Below are 26,049 nucleotides of genomic sequence, written 5' to 3' on the forward strand. Positions count from 1 at the left end.
ATAAATGCGTTAGCACTTATCGCTATTGATCTCAACGACTTTTATATACTAACATAAAGCGCCGATATTCGTCAATAAGAATTACACTTATAATTAACGAAAATCCGGATTTTAAGGATAGTATCATTGCCCGGTTACCTGCACTCTGTATTTACGCCGTCTAGGCCCGTCAAATTCACAAAAATAAATACCCTGCCAGGTGCCCATAACCAACTTACCATCAGCAAAAGGAATAGTAAGCGAACATCCTAACAGCGAACTTTTTACATGGGCCCGCGAATTTCCTTCCCCATGCTGATAATTAAGCTCAGGTACCATATGATTTAAGGCTTTTAACATATCTGCAACAACATCCGGATCGGCATTTTCATTGATTGTTACCCCGGCTGTCGTATGTGGTACAAAAACTTGGCAGATGCCGTCTTTCATCCGGCTTGCGCTGACTGCGGCAGCAACCTCAGCCGTAATATCAATAAAGCCTTCTCTTGGTGTCTGTACCTGAAATTCCTGCATACTTTTTCCCCTCTTTCTCTATCTATCAAAAAGGTGCATGAATAGAGTATAATATCTTCAAAAGTGGACAGATGTCTAATTTCCAGCCGCTGTTTTCAAAATAGCAATAACCAAATCTCCCGCCTTGTATAAATCCGTTTCTTTGATATATTCTTCTGTGGTATGCACTTTTGACATTCCCACTCCCAAAACAGCAGTAGGAACGCCGTAGTTATTGAAAAAATTCGCATCGCTGCCTCCGCCGGTAGCTTCCAGCAGCGGTTGTAATCCAATATGTTCAGCCGCCTTAACAGCCAATTTAACTACCGGGCTATCATTGGACAATTCATACGGCCCGTAAGCACGTTCCACAAGCACTTCGGCACGACATCCATTTTCTCTGGCGGTTTGTTCAAAAATCCCTTTCATATGCTGGGTCTGTTCAGCCAGTTTATTCAAATCCCGGCTTCGGGCCTCACAGGCCAGTTCGACCCGGTCCGGTACAATATTCGTAGCCTGCCCGCCTCTGATAATCCCCACATTGGCGGTTGTTTCATCGTCAATACGGCCGTGTTTAAGTTGTGCCAGAGCCTTCCCGGCAACAATAATAGCATTGATTCCGTCTTCCGGAGCAACACCGGCATGTGCCGTCTTGCCATGGATAACAACAGCAATATGATCCTGCCCAGGTGCTTTGGTGATAATTTTCCCTGGTGTTCCGCCCGAATCCAGCGCATAACCGAAATCGGCCTGTAATCTGGTTTTGTCCAAATGTTTAGAGCCTTCAAGTCCTCCCTCTTCGGAAACGGTGAAAACGATTTGCACATCGCCATGAGGAATTTTTTTCTCCAGTACTACCCGTAAAGCTTCCATTATGGCAACGACTCCGGCCTTATCGTCGGAACCTAAAATAGTATTACCTGAAGACGTGATTACCCCGTCACTGAGTACGGGAATAATGCCTTCACAGGGTTCTACACAATCCATGTGGGCAGTGAATAAAATAGCCGGTTTTCCCGGCACATTCCCCGGCAAAAAAGCAAAGATATTCCCGCTATTACCCCCAATTTTTCTTCCGGTATCATCTTCCTCCACCTTCAATCCCATTTGCTTTAGCCGATTTTTTAGAAGATCGGCAACCTTACGCTCCTGTCGTGATGGAGCCGCTATTTTAACTAATTCAAGAAACTCATGCAGCATGCGTTCACAATTTACCATCGTGCTTCCTCCTAACCATAGAATATAACCGATCCATTTTGCTTATTATTTTATCCATTACAGTATGCGGCTTTACTGCATAACCTGTTTGAACTTGCTAAGTTCTTTAAACAAAAAAAATGCTGTTATGATTGCCGCACCCAAATCGGCAATTGGTGCCGCTATCCAGGCACCAGTTAAGCCAAATATTGTCGGCAATATAATAATTAAAGGTATCAATAAAAACACCTGCCTTGACATGCTTAAAAAAATAGCCTGCTTTACCTTACCAACCGCTTGGAAATAGTTGGCACTAATAACTTGAAAACCGATAATCGGCAGCATGCATAAAAACAATCGCAAACCACCGGACCCCATTTCAATCAGTTGTGGATTTTGATTAAACAAAGCGACCACATTCTCACTGAACAGTTGTACAACGATAAAGCCAAATAAAGATATTGCAGAAGCCGCATAAACACCAAGCTTAACTGCCTCAATAACCCGTTTATAATTTCTCGCTCCATAATTATAGCCAATAATTGGCTGAACCCCCTGACTGATACCAAAAATCGGCATCAATAGCAGTAATGCCATCCTATTGATAATACCAATGGAAGCAACCGCCAATTCCCCACCGTATGATAGTAAGCTATAATTAAAAACTATGCTGACTACACTGGCGGCGATTTGCACAAGGAATGGTGATAGGCCGATATTAATAATTTGCATGATAATTTTACCATCAAAAGTAAAATACTGCAGTCGCAATTTCAAAAAACTTCTTTCCCCTAAAAAGTAGGCAATGACCCAAATAGAAGAAACAGTCTGAGCAACTACCGTGGCTAATGCCGATCCGCCGATTCCCATATGGAATACAAAAATAAACAATGGATTCAGCACAATATTAATACCGGCCGAAATCAGCATGGTGGCCATAGCCGTTTTAGGATCTCCCTGAGCCCGGATAATATTATTCATACCAAAACCAATAAACAAGAATACACTGCCCCATAATATAATGCTGGTAAATTCCCGGGCATACGGCAGGACATTTGTCTCTGCTCCCAGTCCCACTAACAATTGATCCAAAAACACCAAAAAAGTCAGACTGAGACAAACGGCTAATATGAGCGTTAATACAAAAGCACTCCCCAAAATTTTCTCTGCCTCATCAGTACGGTTTTCTCCCATCCGGATGGAAACGAGTGAACCGGCTCCAATGCCAATCAACATGCCAAACCCCATAAGAACCGTCATAACCGGAAACGCAATGGCCACCGCCGCCAGCGCGATTTCCCCTACGCCATTACCAACAAAAATACTGTCAACAATATTATATAATGCGTTAACGAGCATACCAATAATAGCCGGGGCAGAAAAACGCCAAAGCAGTGTCCCGATCTTTTCGGTTCCCATAGCTGCAGAATCTTGCATAAATCCCTCCAAATACAGATCTATCATAACATTATGCCCGCATAAATAACATGGGATTCAAAAAAGTCTTACTTAATTTCCCTTTTTTCATTCCACATGATAAACTATTTATATAAAAATAAATTTAGAAAGGAGGTTACCTATGAAAATAAAAAATATTACCGATATAAACCGTTTTTTTGAAGTACTTGACCAATGCAAAGGCCGCGTGGAACTAGTCACAAATGAAGGTGACAGATTGAACCTGAAATCGAAGCTATCTCAGTACGTTGCCCTGTCCAGACTCTTTAGTGAAGCAAAAATTGATGAAATTGAAATTATTGCCTCAGAACCGGAAGATGTTTCGCTCTTATTGCAGTATCTCATAAAAGGTTGACTCCATTCTTTTTCAACCTGCTGTGTTGACTTTTATAGAACAGAACCTGTAGTTCTGTTCTATTTTTATGTACAAAGAGGTATTTGAAACCGTCACTGCGGTTTCAAATACCTCAATTGCGCATGTATTCTTTATAACCCTGCTCTAGTTTTGAGCCAACCGCTTGTAGGTAGCCAGCCGTTCCCTGGCCTCTTCCTCGGTTTTCTTAAACAGACTTTCCGCAATTTCAGGGTTTTGTTTCATTAGTGACGCATACCGTACTTCACCCAGCAGAAACTCTCTGAAATCAGCCGTCGGTTCTTTCGAATCCAGCACAAACGGATTTTTACCAGCGTCTTTTAGTTGCGGGTTATACCGGTACATTGCCCAGTATCCCGAGTCCACTGCCTGCTTGGCTTCGATCTGGCTTTTTCCCATGCCCCCGCGAATTCCATGGCTGATACAGGGCGCATAGGCTATGATCAAGGATGGTCCGGGATACGCTTCTGCTTCCGCAATGGCCTTCAGGGTCTGATTTTTATCCGCTCCCATGGATATCTGCGCCACATATACGTAGCCATAGCTCATCGCCATCATACCCAGGTCTTTTTTCTTCACATTCTTCCCGCTGGCGGCAAATTTGGCAATCGCTGCCGTCGGGGTCGATTTCGATGATTGTCCGCCGGTATTGGAATAAATCTCGGTATCAAATACTAGCACATTGACGTCTTCTCCGGAAGCCAGGACATGGTCCAGACCGCCAAAGCCGATGTCATAAGCCCAACCGTCGCCGCCGAAAATCCATTGGGACCGTTTCACCAGAAAGTCTTTGTTGTTGTAGATTTCTTTTAAAATCGGCGCATTGTTCTTTTCTTTTTCTAATAAGGCGATTACGGCTTCGGCCCGTTCACGCGTTTCGGCACCGTTATCTTTGTCGGCCAGCCAGGCTTCCAGCGCAGCCTTTAATTCGGGACTGGACACTTCCAGGGCGGCCTGTACATCAGCAGCCAGTTTGTTGCGTACCTGCGTTACGCCTAAATGCATACCCAAACCATATTCGGCATTGTCTTCAAACAAGGAGTTAGCCCAGGCCGGTCCTTGCCCTTTTTGATTGGTGGTGTATGGTATCGACGGCGCGCTAGCTCCCCAGATGGAGGAACAACCGGTGGCATTGGCCACCATCATCCGGTCGCCAAACAATTGGGTCACCAGCTTGGCATACGGGGTTTCGCCACAGCCGGCACACGCACCGGAGAATTCCAGGAGCGGCTGTTCAAATTGACTGCCTTTTACGGTATTTTTGTTCATCGGATTGGGTTTTGTTTTTAGTGATACTGCATATTCCCACAATTCGATCTGTTCCTGCTGTGTTTCCAGCGGTTTCATAATAAGCGCTTTTTCTTTGGCCGGGCAGATATTAGCGCAGTTGCCGCAGCCGGTGCAATCTAGCGGTGCTACGGCGATTCGGTATAATAGGTCTTTCGCACCTACTGCAGGTTTCGAGGTAAATCCTTCCGGGGCGGCTGCCTGTTCTTCGGCACTGATCAGCACCGGACGGATGGTGGCATGGGGACATACGTACGAACATTGATTACATTGTATACATTTATCAATTTGCCATTCGGGAACGTTGACGGCGATGCCGCGCTTTTCATAAGCTGCCGTCCCTAACGGGAAGGTCCCGTCTTCTCTGCCGACAAAGGCACTGACCGGCAGTTTATCGCCTTCCTGACGGTTCATCGGTACTAAGATGTCTTTGATGAAGGCCGGTACTTCTTTGCTTTCGGTTACTGTGTCGGCTGCGTTTTTCCAGGCTGCCGGTATATTAATTTTGACAATGGCATCCACTCCCCGGTCAATAGCCGCATTGTTCATGTCCACTACTTTTTGCCCTTTGTTGCCGTAGGATTTTACAACCGCATCTTTCAGGTATTTTACGGCATCTTCCAGGGGAATGATATTGGCAATCTTAAAGAAAGCCGCCTGCATGATCATGTTTATGCGTCCGCCCAGCCCCAGCTCTTGCGCAATTTTCACCGCGTCAATGGTATAGAATTGAATGTCGTTGTTGGCTATATAGCGCTTCATGGCTCCCGGCAGTTTTTCATCCAGTTCGTCTTTGTCCCAGATACAGTTTAGCAGGAAGTTGCCGCCTTTTTTGAGTCCTTCCAGGACATCATATTTGTCTACATAGGATTGGTTATGGCAGGCAATGAAGTCGGCCTTGTTGATGAGATACGGCGATTTGATTTGCTTTTCGCCAAACCGCAGGTGCGATACGGTGATGCCGCCTGATTTTTTGGAATCATAGGCAAAATAGCCCTGGGCATACATATTGGTATGGTCGCCAATGATTTTGATGGCGCTTTTGTTGGCCCCTACTGTGCCGTCCGAGCCCAGACCCCAGAATTTACATGCTTTGGTTCCTTCCGGGGTGGTATCCAGGTCATAGTCGGGAAGCGTCAGTGAAGTGAAGGTAACGTCGTCGACTATACTCATGGTAAAGCCATTCTTAGGTTGTTCGGCTTTTAGGTTATCGTAAACCGCCACGATATGCGCAGGCACTACGTCTTTAGAGCCCAGGCCGTACCGGCCGCCGACGATGACCGGCTGCCATGCTTTTCCGTAAAAGGCGGCTTTAACATCCAAATAAAGCGGCTCGCCCAATGAACCCGGTTCTTTGGTCCGGTCTAATACGGCTATTTTTTTCACGGTTTCCGGAATATACTTGAAGAAATGATCTATGGAAAACGGACGGTACAGGTGCACGGTCAATAGTCCTACTTTTTCGCCTTTTTGGTTGAGGTAGTCAACGGTTTCTTCTATGGCTTCACATATTGATCCCATAGCTATAATGATGCGTTCGGCATCCGGTGCACCATAGTAGTTGAATAAATGATAGTCACGACCGGTCAGTTTGTTGATTCGGCCCATGTATTCTTCGACAAGGTCCGGTATTTGTTCGTAGTATTTGTTTACGGCTTCTCTTTCCTGAAAGTAAATATCCGGGTTTTGCGCCGTTCCTCTTACTACCGGGTGATCTGGATTTAAGGCATTCCTGCGGAAGGCTTCCAAAGCATCTTTATCCAGCAGTTTTTCCAGTTCTTCGTATTCCAGCACTTCGATTTTTTGAATTTCATGGGATGTCCGGAAGCCGTCAAAAAAGCTCACAAACGGAATTTTCCCCTTTATTGCCGCCAAATGGGCAATGGGCGCCAAATCCATGACTTCCTGTACGCTGCTTTCTGCCAACAGGGCAAAGCCGGTCTGACGGGCCGCCATCACGTCCTGATGGTCGCCAAAAATGTTCAATGAGCTGGCTGCCAGCGCCCGGGCACTGACATGGAAAACTCCCGGCAATAATTCTCCGGCAATTTTGTACATGTTGGGGATCATCAGCAACAACCCCTGGGATGCCGTATAGGTCGTGGTCAAAGCTCCGGCCTGCAGCGATCCGTGCATCGCACCGGCCGCTCCGGCCTCCGACTGCATTTCCACTACCCGCACCGGCTGCCCGAAGATGTTTTTCTTGCCCTGGGCAACCCATTCATCCACATGTTCTGCCATTGGTGATGAGGGGGTAATCGGATAGATTGCCGCCACTTCGGTAAACGCGTACGATACATAGGCTGCCGCCGTATTTCCATCCATTGTTTTCATTTTCCTTGCCATCAATCAATCTCCTCTCTGCTTATAAATAACTCGCAGACTGCATATTTATGCAGTCAAATTGTATATTGCTTGGTCGTTAACACTATATAGCTAGCCTCATATAGTAATTTATCAAGAACTTTCATATTACCCTGTTTTTATTCATAGGTAATACACATTATTAATATTACACCTTTGTTTTACATATGTAAAGAACAAATATCCATAATTAGCCTTAGTGATAGAATTCACTTAAATATCCCAAATTATCATGGCCTAACTCTTCTTTTCTCTTAATTTACTGAATTTTGTATAGAATAGCATATTTATTTGTACATTTCGTATTGCAAAAAAAAATCTCCGCCAATGGTACAACAATCCATAAACAAGAGATCCATACTTTGAAACCCTATTCCCTTTTGCCAGATACCGCTCATATTATACTTGCTTTGCCTTTTGCGGTACAGCCGAAAGTATGACTTGCCCGCCGGAACGGGATACTTTGATATTAAAATCAACAACGCCCTGCTTATACAACTCCAGTTTAAGCTCCAGTAATGCCCTGCCAATCTTCTCTTCAAGCTCCGGTGTCAAAAAGGACGAATGAAACGGTTTACCGTCTCGCTTTTCTTTTGCCTGGCGTGAGACATTCCGGGGATTTGCCTGCTCATTATAAATATCGTTTTCAAAGGAGACTTCCTCCTGCCAGCCTTTCAGCATATCCGCATCACTAAGATTCCTTTTTATTTTAGCCATCAGTGTCCACCTACCCTCTAATCATCAAGCAAAGCAGCATCGCACTAGTACGATACTGCTCTTATAGGATGCATCTATCTGGTTTATTAAAATATATGCAATAATTTATAGACAATTGCACTGGTAAGACCGCTTAGCGGAATTGTCAAAAACCAGGCATACACCATCTGCTGAGCGACGCTCCAATGAACCGCTTTCACCCGTTTAGCCGCTCCTACCCCCATAATCGATCCCGACACGACATGGGTTGTACTAACCGGCAAATGTAAAAATGTAGCCGAAAAAATTATTAATGATGAATTTAAATCTGCAGCAAAACCATTGATTGGCTCCAATTTAAAAATTTTGGTACCCATTGTTTTAATAATTTTCCAGCCACCGGCGGCCGTCCCCATCCCCATCGCAGTTGCGCAAATTAGCTTAACCCAGGTGGGAACTTCCAGCGAAGGTATTTGTCCGGCACTTAACAATGCCAGGGTTATAATACCCATAGCCTTCTGCGCATCATTAGAACCATGGGAAAAAGCCATTAAACTGGCTGATAAAAGCTGCATCCGGCGAAACCCGGAATTTAAAGCCATCGGTGCAAACCGGCCGAATATCCATAATAATAATACCATAATAATATAGCCCGAAACTAACGCGATAATCGGTGAAAGCACCAGGGACAGCACTATTTTTTCAATCCCGGTATAATTCAGCGTCTCCCAGCCGGAACCAACAATTACGGCCCCCATAATGCCGCCAATCAACGCATGCGATGAACTGCTGGGAATACCGTACCACCAGGTAAGCAAATTCCAGGCAATAGCCCCCACCAGAGCGGCAATAATAACTTCCTGGTTAACAAGCGAAGCTGCTTTTACAATATCACCGCCAATGGTCTTTGCCACACCGGTGCTAAACAGTGCACCCAGGAAATTAAGGCCGGCTGCCATAAAAATCGCATGCTGGGGTTTTAGTGCCCTGGTCGATACCGAAGTCGCAATGGCATTGGCCGTGTCGTGAAATCCGTTAATATAGTCAAAAGCCACCGCCAGAAACACGACTATATAAACGAGCATATAATCAGGCATATTTTAGCACTACCTTTTTTAACGAATCGGCAATATCTTCAGAAAGGTCCAGTACATCTTCCAAATTAGTCAGAATTTCTTTCCATTTAATAATTTCAATGGGATCTTTACAATCACGGAATAATTTGCCCATCTCTTCACGATACAGGCGGTCTCCCTCAGCTTCCAATTCCATTAGGCGGCTACAGCGCGCCTCAAGTTTAAGATGAGATTTCTTTACATCGTCCAAATAAGAAACCGCTTTTTCAATCTGTTTGGCAGATTTTACAACCAGCTCAGTTAATCCCTGAACCCCCGTAGTTGTTGTCCCCACATTATACAGATGCATTCTTTCGATAATGCCCTTGATCGAGTCAACCACATCATCCAGTTTTTGTGTCAGGGTAAAAATATCTTCGCGGTCAAACGGAGTAATAAAAGTTTTTTGCAGTTTGGCAGTAACCTTATCGACGATATTGTCAGCTTCTTTTTCGACCGAATCTATCAGACCCATCAATTCCACTATTTTGTCCTGCTCATGCATGGCCAGGGACAGGATATCTGCTGATTTTTGCACTAACTTGGCCTGTTCAGACAACAACTGAAAAAACTTCTCTTCCTTGGGTTTTAGTCGAAATCCCACTTAAATTCCTCCTGTAATAGCTTCTTAGAACCTTATTGATTATACCACAGGTCAATAAATTGTTTAAGTCTTTAATAAAAAATCAGCGTATATTGTTGAATTTTGCATACAAATTCGCTTTGTATTAGAAACCGCTATTACCATATTATTCCTGCAAATAAGTGCTGCACAATAGTAGCCGGATGTTGACATCCGGCTACTATCTCATGCATTGTTTTTATTTTGGGTCTTAGCCCAGGAATCACGCAGCCCGACCACCCGGTTAAAGACAAGTTTTTTATCCCGGGAGTCTAAATCGGTATTAAAATATCCCTGCCGCAAAAACTGATAGCGTGTTCCGGGAACGGCCTTCACTAAACTCGGCTCCACCCTGCATTTTGTCAGAACCTCCAGGGAATGCGGATTAAATACCGCATTGCCGTCGTCGCTTTCTTCTTTAAACAAATAATCATACAAGCGTACTTCCGCCTCCAGTGCATGAGCGGCGGAGACCCAGTGCAGCGTCCCCTTAACTTTACGTCCGCTGGCCGGTCCCCCGCTTTTTGTATCCGGGTCATAAGTGCAACGAAGTTCGATAATTTCGCCGGTAGCTTCGTCCTTCACTACCTGTTCGCATTTAATAATATAGGCATGCTTTAGTCGCACTTCCTGCCCCGGCGCCAATCGGAAAAACTTCTTCGGCGGATTTTCCATAAAATCTTCTTTTTCAATATAGAGAACACGGGAAAATGGAATTTTCCTCGTACCCATATCCGGATTTTCCGGATTATTTTCCGCATCGAGTTCTTCTACCTGATTTTCCGGATAATTAAGCAGAACCAGCTTCAAAGGATTCAGCACAGCCATAACCCGGGCTGCACGGCTGTTCAAATCTTCACGAATGCAATGCTCTAAAAGGGATATGTCTACCGTGCTATTGCTTTTGGCCACTCCGATACGTTCACAGAAATCCCGGATGGCTTCCGGCGTGTAGCCACGACGCCGCAAGCCGGAAATGGTTGGCATCCTGGGATCATCCCATCCGTTAACTTTCTTTTCTTCAACTAAAGCCCTCAGATGCCGTTTACTCATCACGGTGTTCGTTAAATTCAAGCGTGCAAACTCGATTTGCTGCGGACAGCGTTCAAATTCCAGCGCCTGCAAAACCCAATCATATAAAGGCCGATGATCTTCAAATTCCAGGGTACAAATAGAATGTGTAATTCCCTCTATGGCATCGGAAATAGGATGGGCATAATCGTACATCGGGTAAATACACCAGGTATCGCCGGTACGGTGATGGACGGCCCGGGAAATCCGGTATAAAACGGGGTCACGCATATTGACATTGGGTGAAGCCATATCTATTTTAGCCCTGAGCACCCGGGATCCATCGGCAAACTCACCGGCTTTCATCCGCTGGAAAAGATCAAGGTTCTCTTCCACCGAACGGTTGCGGTAAGGGCTTTCCTTTCCTGGTTCAGTCAGTGTACCGCGATATTCCCGGATTTGCTGAGCGTTTAAATCACAAACATAGGCCTTACCCGCTTTGATCAATTGAAGGGCATACTCATAAAACCGGGCAAAATAATCGGACGCATAGTACATCCGGTCAGCCCAGTCGAACCCCAGCCACTTAACATCTTCTTTAATAGAATCCACGTATTCTACATCTTCTTTAGTAGGATTGGTATCGTCAAAGCGAAGATTGCACAAACCATGATATTTCGCGGCAGTGCCGAAATTCAGGCAAATCGACTTGGCATGTCCAATATGTAAATATCCATTAGGCTCCGGTGGAAACCGGGTATGGACCCGGCTGCTGTTTTTATTGTTTTTTAAATCTTCATTAATTATATCGTGAATAAAATTAGAAGGTTGCACTGGATTGGTCATTTTTCTACTCCTTTTGTCATATTCTGACATAATACTGATCTGGTGTTCGTCATTCAGAACAAAAATCCTGTTTTTTCATAGTATAGAGGAAATTATAGCAAATTTTTCATACATAAGAAAGGCATTACTTATTTTTATTTTTTTGACATATACAAAAATTTACATTATCATATGTAGTAAGGATAGTTTACATACATACGTCAATGCAAGGTTAAGTTTTACCCACACAATGGTATGTGGAACCGCTTTTTCCGATACCCATCTATTTTATAAAGGGGGCTTAACTGATGAGTACAGTCAGCTATAAAAAAATTTTAGTTCCGGTTGACGGTTCCGAGAACGCTTTCAAGGCGGTTGCTCATGCCGACTATCTTGCCTGTGCCTGCGGTGCGGAAATCGGATTAATTTACGCCTTGCTCCCGTATAAGGATCTACAAGTATACAGTCCGGTTGGCACTACCTATATTCCGGAAAATTTTTTCAGTAATGCAGAGGAGTTTGGCAAAAAAGTGTTGGAAGAAGCTACAACGCTGCTATCCGCTAAGGTAGCCAGTACTACCTTTTTAGAAGTAGGATCACCTGCCGACATCATTCCCAAATTTGCCAAAAATAATAACTATGATTTGATTATCATGGGCAGCAGGGGCTTAGGCGTTCTGAAAGAGCTGGTTATGGGCAGTGTCAGTCACTATGTCATGCATAATGCCAAATGTCCGGTCATGGTCATAAAATAAAACGGAAAAGCGTTATGGGGAACAGTTCAATCTCCCATAACGCTTTTTATGTTATCAGCCTATTATTTTATACACAAATCTTCGCCATTCATGATTTTCTTCATATTTTTCATCGGACACATCTTCCCGCACATGGTACAGGTATCTTCCGACTCCGGCTTTGATTCCGCCCGATAACGCCCGGCTTTTTCCGGATCAATGGCAAGTTCAATCATTTTCGGAAAATCCACTTCAGCCCGGGCCGCACTCATTGCATTATCCCAGTCTCGTGCACCAGGGATTCCTTTGGCGATATCCGCCGCATGAGCGGCAATACGGGAAGCAATAATTCCTTCTTTCATATCCTCCAAATCAGGCAGTCTTAAATGTTCTGCCGGTGTTACATAGCACAAAAAATCCGCCCCGTTAGCTGCCGCAATGGCACCACCGATTGCGCTGGTAATATGATCGTACCCGGGGGCAATGTCGGTTACCAGGGGACCAAGTACATAAAAAGGTGCTCCATAACAAAGCTTTTTTTCCAGCAGCATATTGGCAGCAATTTCATTCAGCGCCATATGCCCCGGCCCTTCAATCATTACCTGCACATTGCGGGCCCATGCTCTTTTCGTCAATTCGCCTAAAGTAATCAATTCTTCCACCTGAGCAGCATCGGTCGCATCGCTGATTGATCCCGGCCGGCAGGCGTCACCTAAACTAATGGTTACATCATATTTCTCGCAAATATCCAGCAGGCGGTCATAATACTGATAAAATGGATTCTCCCGGTTGTTGAGTTCCATCCAGGCAAACAAAAGCGAGCCGCCTCTGGATACAATATGGGTGAGTCTGGGATTGCGTTTAATTCGCTCGGCAGTGGTTCGGTTCATGCCGCAATGAACGGTGATAAAATCAACACCATCGGCAGCATGCTGTTCCACTACACTGAAGAATTCGTCCACGGTGATATCTTTTAACTCTTTATCCAGCATACCTACCGCATCGTACATCGGCACCGTGCCAATCATAGCCCGGGAAAAGCCGATTAACCGACGGCGGAATTCCTGCGTCTTGCCGTAGCAGCTCAAATCCATAATAGCTTCCGCTTTCAGTTCTATTGCCTTTTTGGCTTTTTCCAGTTCCAGATTCAGGTCACAGCAATCCTTAGAAACACCTAAGTTTACATTTATCTTCGTTCTCAGTCCGGTACCCACTCCCTCCGGGTCCAGACTAACATGATTTTTATTGGCCGGAATCACGACTTTGCCCTCTGCGACCAGTTCACGCAGACGGTTAACCTCCATTTTTTCTTTTCCGGCGACGATACGCATTTGTCCAGTGACGATTCCTTTGCGGGCCGCATCCATTTGAGTGGTATATTGCATATCCTTCTCTCCTTTATTTGTATACTGAAAATAAAAAACGGGCTGCGTATGAACAGCCCGTTACTTACTATATAAGCTATCCCTACGGTGGTACTAACCACGTCAGGTTCCAAGGGTAACATCTCAGCCTTTCGGCGCCCCCAGCCACAGAAATTCCCTATTTTAGTTAGTTAAATTGTATTGTATAACCTGGTTTTTGTAAAGCAAAAGTTTTGCTGTTGATTGTATTGCCTGGGAGTCCCCTTACTGCTTGAGTGATTGAAGGGCATGATTTTCTACCGGCAGACGGATGTATAAAAGCAGCAGGCCGTTCAGGACCGAAAAAACCGCGGCCGTTTTCCAGGCGGAAAACAACATCGGCAGACAAAACACTTCGATGCAGACCGCCAGATAATTCGGATGCCGCCAATACCGGTAAGGACCACGCCGGATTCTTGGCTCTCCGGGCAGGATAAGTACACGGGTATTCCAGCAGCGTCCCAGGCTTGCAATACACCAGTAGCGCAGAAACTGAGCCAACAAAATGAAAGTGACCCATACACCCCAGCTGCTGCTTACCCCCGCTTTCCCGTTCAGAACTTCAAGTATCCAGCAAAACATCCAGGCTCCATGCAAAAGGATAAACAGGGGATAATGCTTAGCACCGAATTCAACTGCCCCCCGGTTTATCATATACCGATAATTTACTTTTGCCAGTATTAATTCGCCCAGTCGCTGACAGATAAGAATCAGCATGACTCCCCAAAAGAATGCGTTCACCATTGGAATAGCACCTGTTCGGCACAAAACCCCGGCCCCATGGATAACAGCAATCCGAAACGTCCGGCTGCTGCATTTTCAGCCAGAAATTTTTCCAGCACAAAAAAAATAGTGGCACTGGACATATTGCCATACCGTGCTAAAACATCATAAGCATCATGAAAAACAGCATCATCCAGCGCTAAACTTTCGGCATAGGCTTTTAACACTTTTACTCCTCCAGGATGCACTACAAAATTTTCAATCGCGCTTTTGTCCACTTGCCAGTTGGCGCAAGCCTGCGCCACCAAATCCGGCAGGTAGTTCCGGATAATACTCGGTATATCACGGGAAAAGCGTACCTTAAAACCGGACTCTATAATATCCCATCCCATAACACCCTCCGAATGATCAAACAATGTACTGTAATTGCCCATAATATACGGTCCGTCTCCCTCTCTGGCCAATAGTACCGCAGCAGCGCCATCGCCAAACAATCCTGAACCGACCAGATTGGATTTGGAAAAGTCGTTTTGTTGAAATGTCAAACTACAAAGTTCTACCACCACCAGCAAAACGACCTTGTCTTGTATTGTCTGCACGGCTTCCGCCGCCCTGGCCAAACCGGCCGATCCTCCGGCGCACCCCAGACCCCATACCGGGAGGCGGCGGACATGCCTGGACATTCCCAGACTCTGAATCAATTTAGTATCCAGTGTTGGTGTTGCTATTCCGGTAGAAGACACAAACACGACCATCCCGATATCACTAGGACTGATGCCTGCTTTTTCCATTGCCTGTCCTGCAGCCTGTTCGGCCAACTGCAGGGCCATGATCTGGTAGAGATCATTTCGTTCGGCAAAGGAATGCGGTTGCGTATACCATTCCAATGGCTGCGCCAGAAACCTCCTGTTAATACAGGCATGGTCAAAGATAGGCAGCATATGTTCCAAATACCGTATCTTGTTATGGAACAATACCCGGACCACCTCTTTTATCTCCGACTGACTTACCTGAAATTCAGGTACCGCAGTACCTATCGATAGAATTGCAGCATCCCCCATGTCATCACGACCTCAATACAGATTTCCAATATGACTATATATATGCATCAACCCTCCTGATTTTTCCCAAAACAAATTTTTATCATCCTGTACAATATACAATCACAAAATTGGGACACAATAAAATAACTAGAATTCCCTACTTACCTATAGGAGGCGATACCTATGTTGCTCAGTTTACTGGCAATGAAAATGATGGACCCCATGCTGGACGAAACCATGGCCAAAGTGATGACGGAAAATTATGAAGACAACCCCTTTCTCCTGGTTACGGCAGCCGAAAAGCTCAGCCCCAGAGCGGTGATTGAAGCATCTATCCGGGCAGAAACCGGCAAGGAGTTATCCCGTCCGCTTGGCAGTCCGGTAGTTCTTTCTCCCTGGCAGCAAATTCTGCTCAATCCCCGGCAGCTATTTTCACTGCCCACTGACAGTTTACAGGAAATCAGCCTAAAGACAGTCATTGGTCCGACGGCTAAAAAACCGCTTATCTTAGATATGCCGGTCATGATCACCGGCATGTCCTACGGCGGCTCCTTAAGCCTGCCGATGAAAATTGCCCTGGCCAAAGGGGCGGCCATGGCCAATACCGCAACGAATACCGGTGAGTCAGCCGTAACTCACGAGGAACGTGAGGCCGCAAAATTTCTCATTGGTCAATACCACCGCGGCGGCTGGCTCAGCGGCAAAGAACAGCTTAGTCAACTGGATGCTATTGAAATTCAGCTTGGCCAGGGTGCCTGGGGCGGTGCTGTCGAGGAACCGGTAACCTATATAAAAGATGAACATCTGCAAGAAACCTGGAAGCTTGACAGTGAACATGGCTTTGCCACAGTGTATTCCCGTATGCCTGGCAAACAGTCAACGCAAGACTACATCAACATGGTAAATTCTATGAAGTCCCAGTACGATGTACCGGTAGGGGTCAAAATTGCCGGCACCGATTATATAGAATATGAACTGGCTGTTCTTGCCCAAACACAAGCCGACTATATCGTCATTGACGGTTCCGAAGGCGGAACCTCGTCTTCGCCGCCCACTTTACAGGATGATGTCGGTCTGCCTACTCTGTACTCACTTGTCCGCTGCATTAACTGGCTGGAAGAAAATAATCTGCGTGATCGGTTTAGCATCATTATTACCGGCGGCATGACAACTCCCGGCCACTTTTTGAAGGCGTTGGCATTAGGAGCCGATGCCATTTATATCGGTTCCATAGCATTAATGGCCGCTATGCAGGCCCAGGCGGTAAAAGTACTGCCACAGGCACCGCCGTCACAGCTTGCTCTCTATTCCGGTAAAATGACCGATAAACTGGACATCGACAAAGCAGCACACAGCTTATTTAATTTTTTAAGTTCCTGTTCTGCGGAAATGAAGCTGGCTTTACAGGCTTTAGGAAAACATTCCTGCAAAGAATTAGGGCTCGACGACCTGGTAACGGTCGATAAATATCTAGCGGAATGCATTGGCATCCGCTATGCAGGACAAAGACGCCGAAAAAAAGCGGCATTAGAACATAGCAACGATTATGAAAACCGTGAAGAAGCTCCTCCTGCGCCTCTTCACTAATTGCACAAAAGTCTTGCCGGCCAATCGCCAGCAGGACTTTTATTGCCTTTTGGCCTTGAAATTCGCAACTTTTTTATGTGAAAAGCTGCAGAATACCTGTATTTTATAGTATAATAGATTAAGTCTTGCTTTATTTTGGAAAGGAGTTACTTTATGGCAATAATTAATGAAAATTATCTGAAACTTCCTGGCAGCTATTTATTTGCTGAAATTGCAAGAAGAGTTGCCCAGTTCAAAGAAGAAAATCCCAGCGCGAATGTAATCCGTCTCGGCATTGGCGATGTGACCCGTCCTTTACCCTCGGCAGTAATCGGCAACCTACATAAAGCCGTTGACGAAATGGCGGATGAGCGCACCTTCCGAGGCTACGGTCCGGAACAAGGCTATCAGTTCTTAATTGAAAAAATCATTCAAACTGATTATACGCCGCGCGGCATTCAGCTTGACGTTGATGAAGTCTTCGTTAGCGACGGCTCCAAAAGCGATGTCGGGAACATTCAGGAAATTTTTGGGATTGACAATAAAGTAGCCATTACCGATCCGGTTTACCCGGTCTACCTGGATACTAATGTCATGGCCGGACGGACCGGAGTTCTGGGTAAAGACGGTAAATTTGGCAATGTGGTATATCTGACCTGTAATGCGGAAAACAAATTTGTTCCCGAATTGCCTGCCGAAAAAGTTGATCTCATCTACATTTGCATGCCCAACAACCCTACCGGTACCACATTAACCAAGGCAGAATTAAAAGTCTGGGTGGACTACGCTAAAAAACATCACTCGGTTATTCTATACGATGCCGCTTATGAGGCCTACATACAGGATGAAGATATTCCACACAGCATTTATGAAATTGAAGGTGCCAAGGATGTCGCAATTGAATTTCGCTCTTTTTCCAAAAATGCCGGTTTTACTGGAACACGCTGCGCTTTCACCGTGGTGCCCAAGAATGTTACCGCTTTGACCTCCGCGGGTGAAGCTTATCCGCTAAACAAGCTTTGGAACCGGCGCCAAACAACGAAATTTAATGGTACTCCCTATATCATTCAAAAGGGCGCGGAAGCCGTTTATTCCGTACAAGGCCAACAGCAGATCAAAACCCTGATACAGTATTATATGACCAATGCCAAAGTCATTCGTGAAGGTCTCGCCAGTATCGGCATTGAAGTATATGGCGGTGTAAATGCTCCTTATATCTGGCTGAAAGCTCCTAATGGCCTGGATTCCTGGGCTTTCTTCGACAAACTGCTGACAGAAGCGCATTTAGTGGGAACACCGGGTTCCGGTTTTGGTCCGGCCGGCGAAGGGTATTTCCGTTTAACCGCTTTCGGCAATCAGGAAAACACGCTGGAAGCTGTGGAAAGAATTAAAACCCGGTTGAAGGTCTAAACCAACAAAAGAGGTATTCTTAGCTATGACAGATACCGTTTCTCAACTAAATCGCTTAATCATCTACCGGAATGTTATAAAGGACAGTCTGGTACAGTCTATGCTGTCGATTATCTCCGGCTCCGCCAGTCTTTCCCAAACCTCCGACTGGTATGGCAGATTACTGGAAAAAGCGGAGCATCTTTCTTTGCGGGGCAATCTTCTCCATCAGTATCTGCTCTATTTAATTGCCCGTGACGAGAATGTCTTCAGTAGAACTCTTCAACATTCAGGCGGGAAGCTTGGTAAGGGTTTGCAGCAGGCCCTTGTACAGGATATCACTTTACTCCAGGAATTTTTTGTAACCGATTTCCGCCAATATGTGGACATGGAATTGCTGGGAAATTATGAGCCAACGGTTTGTAGAGACCAGCATGCACTAACTGTGCTCCAGAATGCTTTTCTTGGTGTTTCACGCCGTCCGGAAGAACTTATTGATATGTTAGTCCAGTATTACCTCCGTTACGGTTATGGTGATATTGCCGGTTATACTGCCTTCCGCTGGCAGGGTGCTATCGGCCTTACCGGCATTGAACATTACGATACCATTCGCCTGACCGATATTATTGGCTACGAACGTCAGAAAACGACTCTGGTGAAAAATACGGAGGCTTTTCTCTCTGATCGCCCATCCAACAATGTACTGCTTGTCGGCGCACGCGGCACCGGTAAATCCTCTTCCGTTAAGGCACTGGCAAATGAATATTTTAGCCGTGGTTTACGCTTGGTGGAAGTAGCCAAGAGTGAGCTCCAGTCGCTGCCCAGACTCATGGAGGTATTGCGCCAATACCGCCAACACTTCATTATTTTTCTGGACGACCTGTCCTTTGAAGAATTCGAGGTAGAATATAAGTATTTAAAATCTGTGATCGAGGGCGGCGTGGAAACCAAACCCCCCAATGTTTTGATCTACGCTACCTCCAACCGCCGGCATTTGATTAAGGAGACATGGGCCGACCGCAGTGAAAACCTGGACGAACTGCATCGTGCCGATGCTGTTAACGAAAAAATATCGCTTTCCGACCGGTTCGGCATTGTATTGAGTTTTATCGCCCCGAGTCAGCAGGAATATCTGGCGATTGTCAGCGAGCTGGCACACAAATACGCTATAGCCTTATCTCCTGAAGAATTAAAGACTGCGGCACTACAGTGGGAAATCTCTCATACCGGACGCTCGGGCAGAACCGCGCAACAGTTCATCAACCATTTGGTTGGGCAACAGATAGAATAAGCGAAACATAATCAGCAGAGGCTGTTCCTAAGGGAACAGCCTCTGCTGATTTCCGAAATAAATAATAACTAGTAAGTACCAAAATAAATTGCCGTAGCAGCAACCATCCTCCTGCTGCATAGACTAATCCGAGGTGGTGTAAATGTTTTTCCGGTCATTGGGAACAATGGATCTAATTGCCCTCATTGTCGTTTTCACACTGATGATCTGCGAGAAAAAAAATTGCGAAGAACTCGACACCCTAGGCAATCTGATCATTGCCATCGGCGGCCTCATTCTTGCCATCTCCTCCCACAAGAAAAATAATGAAGTCGGTGTTGAAGCAAGTATCCTTATTCAGAGAAAATTGGATCATCTGGACGAACAAATAAGGCATCTGGTGGAAAAAAAGCCTTAACTCGGTCCTGCTAGTGATTGGCCTGGCGGCGCAAAAACACCGCCAGTTCACGTACGTCCGCCATAAGTGACGCATAATTAAACGGGTTCAATGATTGCGGACCATCCGATAACGCCCGTTCCGGCTCCGGATGTACCTCAATCATCAATCCGTCCGCTCCGGCAGCAACCGCTGCCATACTCATGGGTTTTACCATATGCCATTTACCGGTACCATGACTGGGATCCACAATGATGGGCAAATGGCTTAACCGCTTGACTACACTAACCGCTCCCAGATCAAGGGTATTTCTGGTATAGGATTCGAAAGTACGGATACCCCGTTCACAAAAAACCACATTGGGATTTCCCTCATTAACAATATATTCCGCAGCATGCAGCCATTCATCATAGGTGGCGGAAAGGCCCCGCTTTAAAAGTACCGGTTTTCCGGTACGCCCAACCTCTTTCAACAAGTGGAAATTTTGCATATTTCGAGCGCCGATCTGCAGCATATCGGCATATTTCACGACCAATTCCAAGGCATTGACATTGGTCACTTCGGTAACGATTTTTAAACCGGTGAGTGCCTTGGCCTCGGCCATGAACTCCAGACCTGCTTCCTCCAATCCCTGAAAAGCATAAGGAGATGTCCGGGGTTTATAAGCACCGCCCCGCAAAAACTGTGCCCCGGCGGCCCGTACTATTTTAGCCGCTTCAAGCAGTTGCTCGCGGCTTTCGACAGCGCAGGGACCGGCCATAACGACCAAAGATCCGTCGCCGATCTTAACGCCATCAACATCGACAACAGTCGGGTCGGGATGAAATTCCCGGCTAACCAGTTTATAACTGGAAGTAACCGGTAACGCCTTGTCAACTCCTTCAAAGGCTTCGATCGGCAACGACATAATCGCCTTTTTATCACCAATAATACCGATAATCGTACGATACTGTCCATCCACTAAATGGGCCTGCAGACCGGCAGCCTCAATACGATCAATAATATGTTGAACTTGTTCCTTGGTCGCATTCGCGTTCATTACAATGACCATCTTATCCCTCTCCTTAACTTTAATTATTTTACGCAAAATAAAAAGTCCTCATCCAGAAAGGACGAGAACTGTTCTCGCGGTACCACCTTTTTTGTCCGTCAGTTAACGGACCGGCTCAATAAAGTACGGGCACTGGCCGATACTCCCCTTCCTATAACGGTGAAGGTCTCCGTCACCACCTACCATCCTTATAAACCTAAGGAATTCAGCATGAAGCTCCGAGGCGAACTTCAGCATACACTGCGCACCAGGCTCTCATCTCACCCCGGCTCTCTGTAGCAACCGCAATATGCCTACTTTTCCTCTTCATTACTTTTCAACAATAAGACTATATATAATTTAACACATATTATTTTCATTTGCAAGAGACTATTCGAATTTTTCTCCGCAAATCTGCAATCCTGTTTCCCTTGCGAACAGCCACCGCTGCCGCCTGAATCCGCCCGGAAAATTCTTCTTTTCTCAATGAAAGCCACGGTCAAATGTGATATTCCGCTTCCGCCGAATTCAGTGCTTTAACAAAACGGATTTCCCGGTACCTGCCAAAAGAAAGCCATTTATTAGCTTTCGCAGCGTAACTGTTCGCCTCTTGCGTAAGCGATAATTCTTCACGATACACCGCTAAATCGGCAGCAGAGGTTATACGAATGTAGAAACCCCGGACATCAACCGTCGGTATTCCACTGTATTCATAAGCCGCTAAGGGGATTAGATCCTGCAGTTTGGAGTTTCTTATCTTGGCAGCCAGCCCCTGTTCCCAATCAATAACATCAATATCTTTAGGATATTCATATGTCATTCCGTTCTGGGGCAGCACATCACCAATATGAAAGGTATGGGCCTTTCCGCCTGTTTTCTCCACCCTATTTTCGGAAAGAATATAATAATATTCATCAAAACAGCCAATAACCATTTCCAAGTTATTTTTTACAAAACGGTTAACCGTCTGCAACCCCTGCACTAAACCGGAAACAATGCCGCCACCGCTAACATCGTAGCCATCGACAATCACAAAACGTCCGGTGACGGGGTTATTTTTAAATTCATCAAAGCAGATTTCCTTCTTGGTTTTGATAATGACTTCCGCTACATCATTGGTATTAACCTGTTCCGCATCTTCCGTGGTTAACAGGGTTGTCGCATCCACCACCTTGTTAATGGCATAAATCTCGCACTCAATCTCCTGCGTAACGAGTTTCAGCTTATACTCCTGCCGTTTTTCTAAAGGTTTCTTACCCATCCAGAATATGTTCGCCTTAAAGGTATTGGAAATAAGCGGCACATGATCCTTGTGGACAATGATTTGACCGCGCTGATTAAAAAATTCATCTTCGACAGTAATCCCTACCGACATGCCAGCCTTTGAACTTTTTACTGTATCTTTGTCCGCCCAGTATTCAATACTTTTTATTCTTGTCATTTTATTGCCGGGGACAACCAGGATTTTATCACCAACCCGTAGTGTCCCTGATTCGATCCGTCCGGCAATAATACGGCGGTGATCGAATTTATATACATCCTGAATAGGAAAACGCAATGCTTTATCTTCCAGACCTTTTTCTTTTTCAAATAGATCCATGGCATTTAGCAGCGGTTCGCCTTTATACCAGGGCATTTTATCCGAATGATACGTAATATTCTCGCCTAAAAAGGCCGATACCGGTATATAAGTAAGCGGATAGACATGTAGGTTATTTAAAAACTCATTCATTTCCCGCTTGATTTCATTGTATTTTATCTCCGAATAGCCAATTAAATCCATTTTGTTAACTAATACATACACCTTTTGTATCCCCAGCAGCGATAAGATATAGCCATGACGCTTTGACTGCTCCTGTATACCTTCATTGGCATCAATAATCAGCAGCGCAGCTTCGGCATTGGCTGCTCCGGAAATCATATTCTTTAAAAACTCCTTATGCCCGGGAGCATCAATGATAACATAATCACGCTGCTCGGTATGAAACTGCAATTGCGTGGTATCAATCGTAATACCCTGCTTCTGTTCCTCTTCAAATGCATCCAGTAAATACGCATATTCAAAGGGTTTTCCTTTCTCCTTGGATATGCGTTTCACCCGTTCCACAGCACCTTCCGGCAAGGACTTGGTATCATACAGCAATCTGCCGATTACGGTTGACTTTCCATGATCGACATGACCAACCACAACTATTTTCAGTGTTTCTCTAACTGTTTCCATGTTAAGTCCTCCCCGTCCCATTACATATAACCGTCTTTCCTGAGTTTCTGCATTGCATAGGAATCCTCCTGGTCCTGAGCCCGTCCGGCCCGCTCACTGACTGTAGTATGTTTTAATTCTTCGATGATTTCTGCCACAGTCGTCGCATTGGAATCAATCTGGCCGGTACAGGGGGCACAGCCCAGACTGCGATAACGTTTGCCGTTTTTTGCAAAGTACAGGCTTACCAGTGGAATGTTTTCCCGTTCAATATAAGCCCATATATCGATTTCATTCCAATGCAAAATCGGATGCACCCGAATATGGTTCCCCTTGGGAAAATCGGTTTTAAACTGATCCCACAATTCCGGGGCCTGATTGGTATAATCCCACTCCGAATCTTTATTGCGTTCGCTGAATACCCGCTCTTTAGACCGGGATCCCTCTTCATCACGGCGGATGCCCAGAATCAGTCCTTCAAACTCATATTGAGTCACCACCTGCTGCAAACCATCCGTTTTTAAAGCCTTGCAGCAAACAAGGCGGCCTTTTCCCGGTCCCATTCCGGCGCGCAGCGCTTCCTCATTGGTATGAACAATTAAATCCAGATTGTACTCTTTGGCTATTCGGTCGCGATAGGCAATCATTTCAGGAATTTTATAAGTGGTATCCACGTGGATAAACGGAAAAGGGCAATGACCAAAAAAAGCCTTTTTTGCCAGCCACAGCAGTACTGTGGAATCTTTGCCGATAGACCACAACATTCCCAGTTTACCGAATTTTTTATACGCTTCCCGCAAAATATAAATACTCTGCGCTTCCAAGCTATCTAAATGATCCATAACATTACTGCCTCCTCAATATGCATTGGCTTCATTTTTATCAACGGTTATGGTTTGTTCCCGCCCGTCCGGATGAACAATAGTCCAGTGCAGTAAATCGCCTTCCCTTTTGGTATAAAGAAAACTGCCACGCCCGCCTATATCGGCACCTAAATAAAACCGGATGGCCTGAACAGTACATTCCTTAATGCAGGAAGTACATCCCCAACAGTCCCTGGGATACCGGATCTCGGCCTTGCCTGCCGTATCGGCATACAACAGGCTGCCGGGACAGACCATACGGCACTGTCCACAACCGACACACTTCGTTTTATCTATTCGTATGCTCATAAACCTCATCCTTTGTTACCAAATCACGCAGCACTATCTCAATCTCCCCGTTCTTACAGCGTGAGTTTACATATTTTAGCCAATGTTCGTCATCCCGGTCAGGGTAATCGGCATTTTCCTGAAACGAATGCCAACGTGTTTCCTTTCTCGCCGCTAAATGGCAGATGAGTGTCTTACATACATATAAACGGTCAATCACTTCATAAATAAACATTAACTGGTGCAAATCACCGGCCCGCAGTGTTTGGGACAACACCAGCAATTCCTCTATTTCCCTCGCTGCAATTTTGAGTTTTTCAGCATGATAAACATATCCGGCTGAAATACCGCCGGCATATTCATCCATTATTTTTTGCATAGCCTCTTCAATATCTTCCACAGAATAAACCGCAGCCGTTCCAGAAAAAAACCGGTTGACTTCTGCCAGTTTAGCAGCCGCCTCCAGCGGATTAGGCAACGGACTTTCCCTGTTTTTGATATATGTCAGTGCCGACATGGCGGCAATTTCGGCTTCCGCAAAACAACCGGTCACATATTTTTGCGGGCAACCACCGGCAACATCACCGGCAGCATATAAACCGGCCAATGTTGTCTGCCGGGCGGTATCCACCCAATAACCGCTGGCCGTATGTCCCCCGACAATATATGGCTCTGTGCCTTCAATCTCCACATTATCTCCGGCCGGTCCCCGTCCATGCTCCAGCCAGCGCAGCGTTTGCGACGGCGCCATGTTCAGATAGGCTTTATACAGTTCGTTTTCCTGCCCGGAATCAATCCCTCTGGTTTTTAAATAACAGGGGCCACGGCCCTGTTGATTTTCCTGCACAGTGGAATACAGACGAATTGATGTCTTGGGAATACCGTAATTTCTTTCATATTCCTGTCCAAGAGCATTTACCTGTTCTGCCCGTACTCCCTGAGCAATGGTACCGGTCGGTGCAATGGTATCTTTGCAGCGCAAGGCAATAAAACGCATTTCAAATGTAGTCATCTCGGCTCCTGCCCGAATTCCCATCGCATAACCGGCACCGGTATTAAAAGGGGAATACCACATCTTATGCCGTGAAAATCCGGGATTGTTCGGACGATACAGGCCGGAAGCACCGCCGGTAGCGCAAATGACCGCTTTGGCCGTAATCGCATAAAAAACAGGCTCCTCAATAGAAAATCCATACGCCCCGGTAACCTTTCCGTCCTGCAGTATATAATCGGTAACATTCACCCTGTTTAATACGCGGATTGATGGTGCTTTCTTTACCGCATCAGCCAAAACCACTTTTATATTTTCACCATTAATTTTTATATTCCGGTTGCCCCTGGCCACATAATTACCCTTCTCATCCTTGAGCAGCACCAAACCAAGCTGTTCGATTTTTTCAGTAACCGCATTTAAACGCCGGGACATAGTGTAAACAAGGTCTTCCCTGATCAATCCCTCCGAATCCTGCCTAACATATTCCAGGTAATTCTCCGGTGTCTGTCCCTTGACGATATACGCATTTAAGGCGTTCACACCGGCTGCCAGGCAGCCGCTGCGTTTTATACTGGCCTTCTCCACAATAAGAACGTTAGCAGCCGATCGTTCGGCAATGGTCAGGGCAGCAAAACAGCCTGCCGTTCCCCCGCCAATGACCAGAATGTCGGTATAGAGCTTTTTAATTTCGAGTTTCATAGGCTTCCTG

The 26,049-nt window shown here is 45.6% G+C and carries 22 protein-coding genes, 1 riboswitch and 1 other annotated feature; of the genes, 6 read left to right on the forward strand and 16 right to left on the reverse strand.

All coding sequences use genetic code 11. The features are described 5' to 3' along the window. Positions 1-123 precede the first annotated feature (123 nt). From P22_RS03390 to P22_RS03400, 3 genes are all read right to left on the reverse strand, one after another. Positions 124-513 carry a secondary thiamine-phosphate synthase enzyme YjbQ gene (locus P22_RS03390; RefSeq protein WP_054258820.1) on the reverse strand — a complete coding sequence of 130 codons (390 nt, stop codon included), beginning with the start codon at positions 511-513 and terminating at the stop codon, positions 124-126. A gap of 75 nt (positions 514-588) precedes the next feature. Then, positions 589-1,710, reverse strand: coding sequence for a M20/M25/M40 family metallo-hydrolase (locus tag P22_RS03395; protein WP_054258821.1), 1,122 nt, complete (start codon positions 1,708-1,710; stop codon positions 589-591). Between the two features lie 72 nt (positions 1,711-1,782). Further along, positions 1,783-3,126 (reverse strand): MATE family efflux transporter, encoded by a 1,344-nt coding sequence (locus P22_RS03400; RefSeq protein WP_054258822.1) that lies wholly within the window; start codon positions 3,124-3,126, stop codon positions 1,783-1,785. A 142-nt stretch (positions 3,127-3,268) separates the two neighbouring features. On the opposite strand from P22_RS03400, the gene P22_RS03405 reads away from it, so the two are divergent. Continuing rightward, positions 3,269-3,502 carry a hypothetical protein gene (locus tag P22_RS03405; protein ID WP_054258823.1) on the forward strand — a complete coding sequence of 78 codons (234 nt, stop codon included), beginning with the start codon at positions 3,269-3,271 and terminating at the stop codon, positions 3,500-3,502. A gap of 144 nt (positions 3,503-3,646) precedes the next feature. Here P22_RS03405 and nifJ read toward each other — a convergent pair whose 3' ends face one another. The 5 genes from nifJ to P22_RS03430 form a co-directional block, all read right to left on the reverse strand. Next, on the reverse strand, positions 3,647-7,153 hold the full coding sequence (gene nifJ / locus P22_RS03410) for a pyruvate:ferredoxin (flavodoxin) oxidoreductase (RefSeq protein ID WP_054258824.1): 3,507 nt from the start codon (positions 7,151-7,153) through the stop codon (positions 3,647-3,649). 417 nt (positions 7,154-7,570) lie between these two features. Next, positions 7,571-7,888, reverse strand: a complete 318-nt coding sequence (locus P22_RS03415; protein WP_054258825.1) for a hypothetical protein — start codon at positions 7,886-7,888, stop codon at positions 7,571-7,573. A gap of 86 nt (positions 7,889-7,974) precedes the next feature. Continuing rightward, complete coding sequence (locus P22_RS03420) at positions 7,975-8,964, reverse strand: inorganic phosphate transporter (protein ID WP_054258826.1); 990 nt, start codon at positions 8,962-8,964, stop codon at positions 7,975-7,977. Further along, on the reverse strand, positions 8,957-9,586 hold the full coding sequence (locus tag P22_RS03425; RefSeq protein WP_054258827.1) for a DUF47 domain-containing protein: 630 nt from the start codon (positions 9,584-9,586) through the stop codon (positions 8,957-8,959). The genes P22_RS03420 and P22_RS03425 overlap by 8 nt, the downstream gene beginning before the upstream one ends. Positions 9,587-9,790: 204 nt before the next feature. Next, complete coding sequence (locus P22_RS03430) at positions 9,791-11,461, reverse strand: glutamine--tRNA ligase/YqeY domain fusion protein (protein ID WP_054258828.1); 1,671 nt, start codon at positions 11,459-11,461, stop codon at positions 9,791-9,793. A gap of 287 nt (positions 11,462-11,748) precedes the next feature. Here P22_RS03430 and P22_RS03435 point away from each other — a divergent pair, with 287 nt between their 5' ends. Continuing rightward, positions 11,749-12,195, forward strand: a complete 447-nt coding sequence (locus P22_RS03435) for a universal stress protein (protein WP_054258829.1) — start codon at positions 11,749-11,751, stop codon at positions 12,193-12,195. A gap of 62 nt (positions 12,196-12,257) precedes the next feature. Here P22_RS03435 and thiC read toward each other — a convergent pair whose 3' ends face one another. The 3 genes from thiC to P22_RS03450 all read right to left on the reverse strand — a co-directional run bounded on the left by thiC (position 12,258) and on the right by P22_RS03450 (position 15,361). After that, on the reverse strand, positions 12,258-13,559 hold the full coding sequence (gene thiC, locus P22_RS03440) for a phosphomethylpyrimidine synthase ThiC (RefSeq protein WP_054258830.1): 1,302 nt from the start codon (positions 13,557-13,559) through the stop codon (positions 12,258-12,260). Between the two features lie 61 nt (positions 13,560-13,620). Further along, positions 13,621-13,711: riboswitch (TPP riboswitch) on the reverse strand. 91 nt (positions 13,712-13,802) lie between these two features. Next, the gene (locus tag P22_RS03445) at positions 13,803-14,321 is read right to left on the reverse strand and encodes an isoprenylcysteine carboxyl methyltransferase family protein (protein WP_054258831.1); all 519 of its coding nucleotides are present in this window, start codon (positions 14,319-14,321) and stop codon (positions 13,803-13,805) included. Beyond that, positions 14,315-15,361 (reverse strand): type III polyketide synthase, encoded by a 1,047-nt coding sequence (locus P22_RS03450; RefSeq protein WP_054258832.1) that lies wholly within the window; start codon positions 15,359-15,361, stop codon positions 14,315-14,317. Before P22_RS03450 ends, P22_RS03445 begins: the two co-directional genes overlap by 7 nt. A gap of 165 nt (positions 15,362-15,526) precedes the next feature. Here P22_RS03450 and P22_RS03455 point away from each other — a divergent pair, with 165 nt between their 5' ends. The 4 genes from P22_RS03455 to P22_RS03470 all read left to right on the forward strand — a co-directional run bounded on the left by P22_RS03455 (position 15,527) and on the right by P22_RS03470 (position 19,986). Further along, positions 15,527-16,930, forward strand: a complete 1,404-nt coding sequence (locus P22_RS03455; protein WP_054258833.1) for an FMN-binding glutamate synthase family protein — start codon at positions 15,527-15,529, stop codon at positions 16,928-16,930. 153 nt (positions 16,931-17,083) lie between these two features. After that, complete coding sequence (locus tag P22_RS03460; protein ID WP_054258834.1) at positions 17,084-18,319, forward strand: LL-diaminopimelate aminotransferase; 1,236 nt, start codon at positions 17,084-17,086, stop codon at positions 18,317-18,319. Between the two features lie 25 nt (positions 18,320-18,344). Beyond that, positions 18,345-19,589: an ATP-binding protein gene (locus P22_RS03465; protein WP_054258835.1), complete on the forward strand. Its 1,245-nt coding sequence runs from the start codon at positions 18,345-18,347 to the stop codon at positions 19,587-19,589. 142 nt (positions 19,590-19,731) lie between these two features. Next, entirely contained in the window at positions 19,732-19,986 is a 255-nt protein-coding gene (locus P22_RS03470; RefSeq protein ID WP_054258836.1) for a hypothetical protein, read from the forward strand. Between the two features lie 10 nt (positions 19,987-19,996). On the opposite strand, the gene aroF is transcribed toward P22_RS03470, so the two are convergent. The 5 genes from aroF to P22_RS03500 form a co-directional block, all read right to left on the reverse strand. Further along, the gene (gene aroF / locus P22_RS03475) at positions 19,997-21,016 is read right to left on the reverse strand and encodes a 3-deoxy-7-phosphoheptulonate synthase (RefSeq protein WP_054258837.1); all 1,020 of its coding nucleotides are present in this window, start codon (positions 21,014-21,016) and stop codon (positions 19,997-19,999) included. 54 nt (positions 21,017-21,070) lie between these two features. Beyond that, positions 21,071-21,335, reverse strand: a binding site (T-box leader). Positions 21,336-21,494: 159 nt separating this feature from the next. Beyond that, entirely contained in the window at positions 21,495-23,216 is a 1,722-nt protein-coding gene (locus P22_RS03485; RefSeq protein WP_054258839.1) for a sulfate adenylyltransferase subunit 1, read from the reverse strand. A gap of 20 nt (positions 23,217-23,236) precedes the next feature. Next, positions 23,237-24,037, reverse strand: a complete 801-nt coding sequence (cysD, locus tag P22_RS03490; protein WP_054258840.1) for a sulfate adenylyltransferase subunit CysD — start codon at positions 24,035-24,037, stop codon at positions 23,237-23,239. Between the two features lie 15 nt (positions 24,038-24,052). Beyond that, positions 24,053-24,367, reverse strand: coding sequence for a 4Fe-4S dicluster domain-containing protein (locus P22_RS03495; RefSeq protein WP_054258841.1), 315 nt, complete (start codon positions 24,365-24,367; stop codon positions 24,053-24,055). Beyond that, complete coding sequence (locus tag P22_RS03500; RefSeq protein ID WP_054258842.1) at positions 24,348-26,039, reverse strand: adenylyl-sulfate reductase subunit alpha; 1,692 nt, start codon at positions 26,037-26,039, stop codon at positions 24,348-24,350. Before P22_RS03500 ends, P22_RS03495 begins: the two co-directional genes overlap by 20 nt. Between the last annotated feature and the right edge of the window lie 10 nt (positions 26,040-26,049).

Origin of the sequence: Propionispora sp. 2/2-37, from assembly GCF_001298735.1 — a bacterium.
Classification (GTDB): Bacteria; Bacillota; Negativicutes; order Propionisporales; family Propionisporaceae; genus Propionispora.

Coding starts and splice junctions, on each gene's coding strand:
- P22_RS03390 (WP_054258820.1), bottom strand. CDS start 513: ATGCAGGAATTTCAGGTACAGACACCAAGAGAAGGCTTTATTGATATT.
- P22_RS03395 (WP_054258821.1), bottom strand. CDS start 1,710: ATGGTAAATTGTGAACGCATGCTGCATGAGTTTCTTGAATTAGTTAAA.
- P22_RS03400 (WP_054258822.1), bottom strand. CDS start 3,126: ATGCAAGATTCTGCAGCTATGGGAACCGAAAAGATCGGGACACTGCTT.
- P22_RS03405 (WP_054258823.1), top strand. CDS start 3,269: ATGAAAATAAAAAATATTACCGATATAAACCGTTTTTTTGAAGTACTT.
- nifJ (WP_054258824.1), bottom strand. CDS start 7,153: ATGGCAAGGAAAATGAAAACAATGGATGGAAATACGGCGGCAGCCTAT.
- P22_RS03415 (WP_054258825.1), bottom strand. CDS start 7,888: ATGGCTAAAATAAAAAGGAATCTTAGTGATGCGGATATGCTGAAAGGC.
- P22_RS03420 (WP_054258826.1), bottom strand. CDS start 8,964: ATGCCTGATTATATGCTCGTTTATATAGTCGTGTTTCTGGCGGTGGCT.
- P22_RS03430 (WP_054258828.1), bottom strand. CDS start 11,461: ATGACCAATCCAGTGCAACCTTCTAATTTTATTCACGATATAATTAAT.
- P22_RS03435 (WP_054258829.1), top strand. CDS start 11,749: ATGAGTACAGTCAGCTATAAAAAAATTTTAGTTCCGGTTGACGGTTCC.
- thiC (WP_054258830.1), bottom strand. CDS start 13,559: ATGCAATATACCACTCAAATGGATGCGGCCCGCAAAGGAATCGTCACT.
- P22_RS03445 (WP_054258831.1), bottom strand. CDS start 14,321: ATGGTGAACGCATTCTTTTGGGGAGTCATGCTGATTCTTATCTGTCAG.
- P22_RS03450 (WP_054258832.1), bottom strand. CDS start 15,361: ATGGGGGATGCTGCAATTCTATCGATAGGTACTGCGGTACCTGAATTT.
- P22_RS03455 (WP_054258833.1), top strand. CDS start 15,527: ATGTTGCTCAGTTTACTGGCAATGAAAATGATGGACCCCATGCTGGAC.
- P22_RS03460 (WP_054258834.1), top strand. CDS start 17,084: ATGGCAATAATTAATGAAAATTATCTGAAACTTCCTGGCAGCTATTTA.
- P22_RS03465 (WP_054258835.1), top strand. CDS start 18,345: ATGACAGATACCGTTTCTCAACTAAATCGCTTAATCATCTACCGGAAT.
- P22_RS03470 (WP_054258836.1), top strand. CDS start 19,732: ATGTTTTTCCGGTCATTGGGAACAATGGATCTAATTGCCCTCATTGTC.
- aroF (WP_054258837.1), bottom strand. CDS start 21,016: ATGGTCATTGTAATGAACGCGAATGCGACCAAGGAACAAGTTCAACAT.
- P22_RS03485 (WP_054258839.1), bottom strand. CDS start 23,216: ATGGAAACAGTTAGAGAAACACTGAAAATAGTTGTGGTTGGTCATGTC.
- cysD (WP_054258840.1), bottom strand. CDS start 24,037: ATGGATCATTTAGATAGCTTGGAAGCGCAGAGTATTTATATTTTGCGG.
- P22_RS03495 (WP_054258841.1), bottom strand. CDS start 24,367: ATGAGCATACGAATAGATAAAACGAAGTGTGTCGGTTGTGGACAGTGC.
- P22_RS03500 (WP_054258842.1), bottom strand. CDS start 26,039: ATGAAACTCGAAATTAAAAAGCTCTATACCGACATTCTGGTCATTGGC.